Below are 5,939 nucleotides of genomic sequence, written 5' to 3'. Positions count from 1 at the left end.
GCCTCTGCCTTTGCCTTTGCCTCTGCCTTTGCCTCTGCCTTTGCCTTTGCCTCTGCCTTTGCCTTTGCCTTTGCCTTTGCCTTTGCCTTTGCCTCTGCCTCTGCCTTTGGCTTTGCCTTTGGCTTTGGCTTTGGCTTTGGCTTTAGCTTTTGGCTTTGGCTCCTATCCCTTCTCCCGCTCGCGGGAGAAGGTGTCCCGAAGGGGCGGATGAGGGGGCTTTTGCTTTTTTGGCTTTTGCAAGGTGCTTCGTACCTCACCCTCTCCCCAACCCCTCTCCCGGCGGGAGAGGGGCTTCAAGCAAGGCTTCAAGCAAGGCTTCAAGCAACGGCTTCCGCCTTACTTCTTGAACAACAACGCCAACACACTCGGCCGCAGCGCCAGCTTCATCATCTGTCGAAACTCAGCCGGCGTCAGACTGGTCTTGCACGGCAGCATGCCCGCAACACCGTCCATCACCAGCAGCCCTTCCTCGGCCTTCACGTCATTGATGCGCACATCCAGCTTCATCGCGGGGGTAGCAACTTTCATGCTCAAGCCTCCCAGTTGCCAAGGCCTACGACTTCGCGACCCGCAGCGCGTCCAGAGATCATTGCCTCGGTAAGGTACGAACCATTCTGATAGAGGTCGGAGAACATCGACCCCATCTCACCGGCTTCATACAGACGCGGGATGTGCTTGCCACCATGGTCCAACACCTCGGACTTGATGTTGCGTCGCGCGCCACCGCCCGTGCACACGATCACCGGATCAATCCGCATGGCATAGAACGGCGCCTGCGCGATCGGAAACAAGGTCTCGGGGTTACGCCCGAAATCGGCATCATTCCTCCCTGCACAGGCCGCGTTGTAGCGCTCAACCTCGGCACGCAGCTTGGCCGGATCGCGGTTGATCTGCGCTGCCAACTCTTCCAGCGTATCGGCCTTCTGGATCCACCCCTTCTCCACTTCCACCGAATTGTCATCTGACCACTTGTATCCACGTACCACCGGGTTCCAGCTCATCACTTCAACCACCAGCTTGTTGTACTGGCAGGTGATGGCATCAAAGATCATATGCACCGGTTGCGCACGGTAATGCGGGGTGTCCACCCAATGTCCGTGCTTCTTTTCCTTGTAGTGCGTGAGCTGCAATTCTGCAGTTTCGTTGTAGAAGCGCTCGGTGTTCGCATCCACCTCGATCCAGCTGAAGCTCTGCCAGAAGAAGTTGCGCAGGAAGCCATTGACGAAACCTTCCGGCTTGAAGCCCGGCCAGATGCCACCGGACTGGCCCTGGTTACGCATATGCCACAGATCCGCACCGGCCTTCTGCAGGATCTTGATGCCGTCGCCGGTGTTGTGCGGCGTACCCAGCGGTGCCGGGTTGGCCAGACCAAAGTAATTGCGCTGCATGTCCAGGTTGGCCTCAAAGCCACCGGTCGCCATCACCACACCCTTGTTGGCACGGATGGCCACGCGCTCGCCGTTCTGCTCGGCGATGACGCCGAATACCTCCAGCGTATCCGGGTCCTGCACCAGATCCTTGAGCGGAGACTCATAGGCGATCTGGATGCGCGGGCGCAGGCGGATATTCTCGCGGAAAGCGAGGTACACGCCGGATGGGATCGGCAGGATGGTGGCGGTGCAATGCACGGCCTCACGCGCACCGAACTCCGGGAACTCCAGCACCACATCACGCTCGGAGAAGCCGGTGCCGTGGATGAACTGCGCACCGGCCTGGGCCGCACGCTCCTGGATCCAAGGTTCCAGCGCTTCCATGGCCTCTGACCACGGCACCAGCATGTCCTCCGGGATCGGGTTGGCTACGCTCATCTTGCGCTGGTACTCGGCCAGCACCTTGGCGTTCCTGGTGATCAGCAACGACTGCCCGGCAACGCGGCTGTTGCCACCGGTTTCAGCCTCATTGGCCTTTTCCAGAATAAGAATGGACAGGTTCGGGTCCAGATCGTGCGCCTCGATGGCGGCACACATGGCGGCCAGACCAAAGCCGGCGATGACGAGGTCGTACTGCTGGTCCCACTGTTTGACGGCGTTGCGGCTGGCCATGGTTCCCCTCCGGGAGATGCGATCAGCCGACTATCGATGCCCTGCCCCGATTACCGCCAACCAATTCGAGTACGATCCACAACCATTGGTTGTTACCTCGTGCCGCCATGGACCTCCGCCAGCTCCGCTACTTCCTGTCCGTGGTCGAACACGGCAGCTTTACCCGCGCCGCCGCGGCCACCGGCCGCACCCAGCAAGCCCTGAGCAAGGGCATCCAGGCACTGGAGCAACAGCTGGGCGCACGCCTGTTCGAGCGCGGCAGCCGCGAGGCCCGGCTCACCGACGTCGGCCGCCTGCTGATGGAACACGCCCAGCCTGCCCACGACGCGGTGCGCCGCTTCGAGGACCGCCTGCAGGAACTGCAGACCGGCGCCGAAGGGCAAGTACGCATCGGCACCGGCCCCAGTACCGCCGGCTCGCTGGTGGCGCCGGCGGTGCTGGCCCTGCGCCGGCATTGGCCGAAGATCGGCATCCACGTCAGCAGCGGCATCCTGCCCGAACTGCTGCCCAGCCTGCTGGCGCGCGAACTCGATGCGGTAGTCACCCTGCACACCTTTGGCGATGGCGACCCCGACCCGCGCATCAAGAGCGAAGTGCTGATGCACGACGAGTACCGCGTACTCGCCAGCGTGCGTCACCCGCTGGCGCGGCAACGCGCCATCACGCCGGCACAATTGCTGGAGCAGGCATGGATTTTCGGCCGTCGCCTCGGCGCGGTGGAAGGCGCGTTCCGCCAGCGCTTCCATGAAGCAGGGCTGGAGCCCCCGCTCAACACGATGGAAAGTGGTTCCCCGGAATTCATGCGCGCGATGATTCGTGACGGCGGCTATCTCACGTTGTTGCCCAGCCGTCTGGCGCAGGCAGAGCTGCTTGCCGGACAGTGGGTGAAACTGGATGCACCAGGGTTTTCCTGGCAGCGGCCGGTGATGGTTTACACGCGTGACGGCGAGCCGCAAAACGCGCCACTGGCGAGATTCCTACAAGCGCTGCGGAATGCGGCGGAGTTGGCGCGGGTGCGGGAAGTGGAGTAAGGGCTTGAGCAAGCGTGGCGGAGCACTTGGTCAACTCCGGATTCGTCACGCGGCCTGGATGGACCGACGGAGGAATCATCGCGATCACGACATTCCAAGCGCCAATACGCCCGACGGGAAAGGGGTCTATTCAATATAACCGTAAACAAACGATCCTAAACAGGGAGGGAGGAGGTGATCGCAAGCCGCGCCGCATGTTGCAAGCCATTGTTTATACGGAAAACCATTCCCGTTTCAAAGCAGCCCGAAAATGGGCATACTCAGCTTTACACCGCGTTTAGGCGGTCTACTAAGAGTTAGGCCTTAGGTGGAGTCTCACAGCATGCTGAAGAAAGACCGGGAGGCATTCGCCCTGTTCGCTTCTGGCGATCCGAGCCAGATAGCTCGGGCAATCGCCTACTTCCAGTCGCTTGAACCAGGCCACTTCGACGATCACCCGTTGTCGCGGAAAATGGTCGCAGAAAATCTGGGGGTGCTAGTCGATCTCTGGCACAGCAACCGCGTCCCTGGCACCAGAGACTGGGTGGTGCAATTCGTAGCTGATGCCCAACTGGCGTCGGAACTCACCAAGCCCCTGGTAGCTACAGCGCTGCTCGACCCATCGTGCGCTTTTCTTCCCACGGTGCTCTACCTCATGGGAACGCGGCCAGCGCTCTTCGCTGATCTCGGCGTTCCACTGACGGCGCTGGCCACGCACTCAGATCCGGAGGTTCGGTGGCGGGTAGCATGGTTTATCTCCAAGGTTCCACGGCTGGACGCGGACCTGGCTGCAGCTGTAGCGCTCCTAGAGCGAGATACCCACGCCACCACGCAGGTCTATGTCCGTGCTTGCCGGGCTAAGGCCTAACAATTCGTCCAAGCCGACGCCGCTTCGCGGCGCGGCTTAATTCCAGAGTTAGGCGCCATATGCGGATTGCAAGAGACTTCTTCACTAGAAGCCCTATCGACCAGCAGTCCATCTGCGATAACGCTTGGTGCGAAGCTTGCGGTGAAGCAGATGTTGGCCTTGATAACCCTGTGGAGTACGAGATCCATGGTCGCATTTTCGTTGACGGCGTTTGCACCAGATGTGGCGGCAACATCAGTACTGAGCTCAAGGAGATCGTTGCTCGTGGCTAGAGGTACAGCAGCCTGGATGGCGCCTAACAGTTCATTCAAGCCGAACCCGCTGCGCGGGTCGGCTTAATTCCGGAGTTAGGCGCCATGGATCGAAGTTCGCCAATGTCAGAAGGAAGAGCATGAACTTCGCGGTCTTCCTGATGGGAGAGAATTTCCTGATTAACGGGCAGCCAGCCTTGCAGGGCTTCTTTATCACCAAAGGTATCGAGGCGATAAACGAGGAGGCGGCTGCGGCGCAAGCAGTTGACGCTGTAAGAGCGGATCCTCTTTTTTTTGGCACAGCCTCTAGTATCGTCGCGGCGCCATCAACCATCACCGTCAAAGTCGTCCACCAGCTCCAGCATCTTATGTCAGACACTGACTATCTGTTCTTCCCAATGGAAGAGCCATGAGCTTTCGTACTTCAGCCAGCTTGGCGCCTAACAGTTCATTCAAGCCGAACCCGCTTCGCGGGTCGGCTTAATTCCAGAGTTAGGTTGCAATGGAGAGAATGATGGAGGCCCAGCAAAGCTTTGTGCCGGCGAACGACCTTGAGACCCAGCTACTACAAACGCAATTGGGCCGCATCCCCGCCTCTGAGTTTCTGGATGGATTGCTGGCTGCCCAAGTTGTCGTGCTTCTAGACAAAGATCCTGGGCCGAGTGGCGTGTGGGACAACTCAGCTTCTCCTTTGGTTCTGTCAAATGCCGCTGGCTCTCCGGTTTTTGCCATGTTCACGGCTCCTGAGCGCTCCACTTCTTGGCACAAGCAACTTCCCCAGTTCGAGTTCGGCATGGCCACACAATTCCAGTGGCTACTTCGCGGCATTGCTAGCGGCGTCGGCATTGTCATCAACCCCGGCCACACGGTCGGACTTGAACTGACACCTGAGGCTGTAGCAAATCTAAAAACTCGGTTGCAAGCGTCAGCGGTTGCAACCTAACAATTCATTCAAGCCGAAGCCGCTACGCGGCGCGGCTTAATTCCAGAGTTAGGTGCCAGGTACAGATGACTAGCAGGCCTAAGAGGCACGGAATCAACACGGCCACCTTCATGGCCGAGGAGATGATTTACAACCAAGCCGAGGAGCACCTCTCTCCTCAGCGCTACGCTGAGATGAAAGCGGAGGTGGGCCGGTATCTGTACGTTGCAGGCAAATACCCATCATCAGAGTGGGAGCAATTCGTGGGTTTTACTCCCGCAGCGGACATGTACTATCAAGTTAACGTCGGGGTGGCCGTTGACTCGGGCCAAGCACCCAACATCTTTGCTATGGCGTTGATATGCCGCGATATGTCCAAGGACTTCTGCCATATCGTTTGGGAGCCCGGTGACCGCTGGTTGCCTCTTGGCGGCCGGGCTGGCACCTAACAATTCATTCAAGCCGAACCCGCTTCGCGGGTCGGCTTAATTCCAGAGTTAGGCCCAATGACAGCTTCGGACGAATTCATGGCAAATCCCAGCGAGCTATTAGCCGTCTTAACCGTTGCAGCGGTTCCAGAGATCGTGCGCCTGTCGGGCGAGCTAGGCGTGGACTGTTCGTACTCCGCCCATGCATTCACACGCGGGGAACAATCGCCTTCTATTGGTCCAACTCCATCTACTTGGTCTGTCCGCGCCATCTTCCGGGCAGCTCACGCGCCGACGTCCCCCCGCTTTCAGTAGCGGGGCCCTTTAGAGTCCAGATTTAATCGTAGCGGCTTTGGCCGCCAACTGTTGGGCATAGGCGGCCGGTGTCAGGCCGCCCAAGATCTTCTTCGGTCGTTCC

General features: G+C 59.4%; 8 protein-coding genes. 5 read left to right on the top strand and 3 right to left on the bottom strand.

The features are described from left to right. The 3 genes from QMX78_RS19690 to QMX78_RS19680 all read right to left on the bottom strand — a co-directional run. Positions 1-257, bottom strand: a 257-nt coding sequence (locus QMX78_RS19690) for a hypothetical protein (RefSeq protein WP_282272771.1), incomplete at its 3' end; no start/stop codon positions are given. 79 nt (positions 258-336) lie between these two features. After that, on the bottom strand, positions 337-528 hold the full coding sequence (locus QMX78_RS19685) for a hypothetical protein (RefSeq protein WP_282272769.1): 192 nt from the start codon (positions 526-528) through the stop codon (positions 337-339). Between the two features lie 2 nt (positions 529-530). After that, entirely contained in the window at positions 531-2,042 is a 1,512-nt protein-coding gene (locus QMX78_RS19680; RefSeq protein ID WP_282272767.1) for an FAD-binding protein, read from the bottom strand. A gap of 107 nt (positions 2,043-2,149) precedes the next feature. On the opposite strand from QMX78_RS19680, the gene QMX78_RS19675 reads away from it, so the two are divergent. The 5 genes from QMX78_RS19675 (at position 2,150) to QMX78_RS19655 (ending at position 5,542) form a co-directional block, all read left to right on the top strand. Next, complete coding sequence (locus QMX78_RS19675; RefSeq protein ID WP_282272765.1) at positions 2,150-3,073, top strand: LysR family transcriptional regulator; 924 nt, start codon at positions 2,150-2,152, stop codon at positions 3,071-3,073. A gap of 322 nt (positions 3,074-3,395) precedes the next feature. Continuing rightward, positions 3,396-3,920, top strand: a complete 525-nt coding sequence (locus QMX78_RS19670; protein WP_282272763.1) for a hypothetical protein — start codon at positions 3,396-3,398, stop codon at positions 3,918-3,920. 391 nt (positions 3,921-4,311) lie between these two features. Beyond that, positions 4,312-4,584 (top strand): hypothetical protein, encoded by a 273-nt coding sequence (locus QMX78_RS19665; RefSeq protein WP_282272761.1) that lies wholly within the window; start codon positions 4,312-4,314, stop codon positions 4,582-4,584. Between the two features lie 101 nt (positions 4,585-4,685). Beyond that, on the top strand, positions 4,686-5,114 hold the full coding sequence (locus tag QMX78_RS19660) for an SseB family protein (protein ID WP_282272759.1): 429 nt from the start codon (positions 4,686-4,688) through the stop codon (positions 5,112-5,114). 110 nt (positions 5,115-5,224) lie between these two features. After that, a complete protein-coding gene (locus QMX78_RS19655; protein WP_282272757.1) occupies positions 5,225-5,542 on the top strand; it encodes a DUF440 family protein in 318 nt (105 codons plus the stop codon). The last annotated feature ends 397 nt before the right edge of the window (positions 5,543-5,939 follow it).

Source organism: Stenotrophomonas sp. PS02298 (assembly GCF_029959445.1).
GTDB lineage: Bacteria > Pseudomonadota > Gammaproteobacteria > Xanthomonadales > Xanthomonadaceae > Stenotrophomonas.
This window is presented reverse-complemented; position numbering and strand designations above follow the sequence as displayed.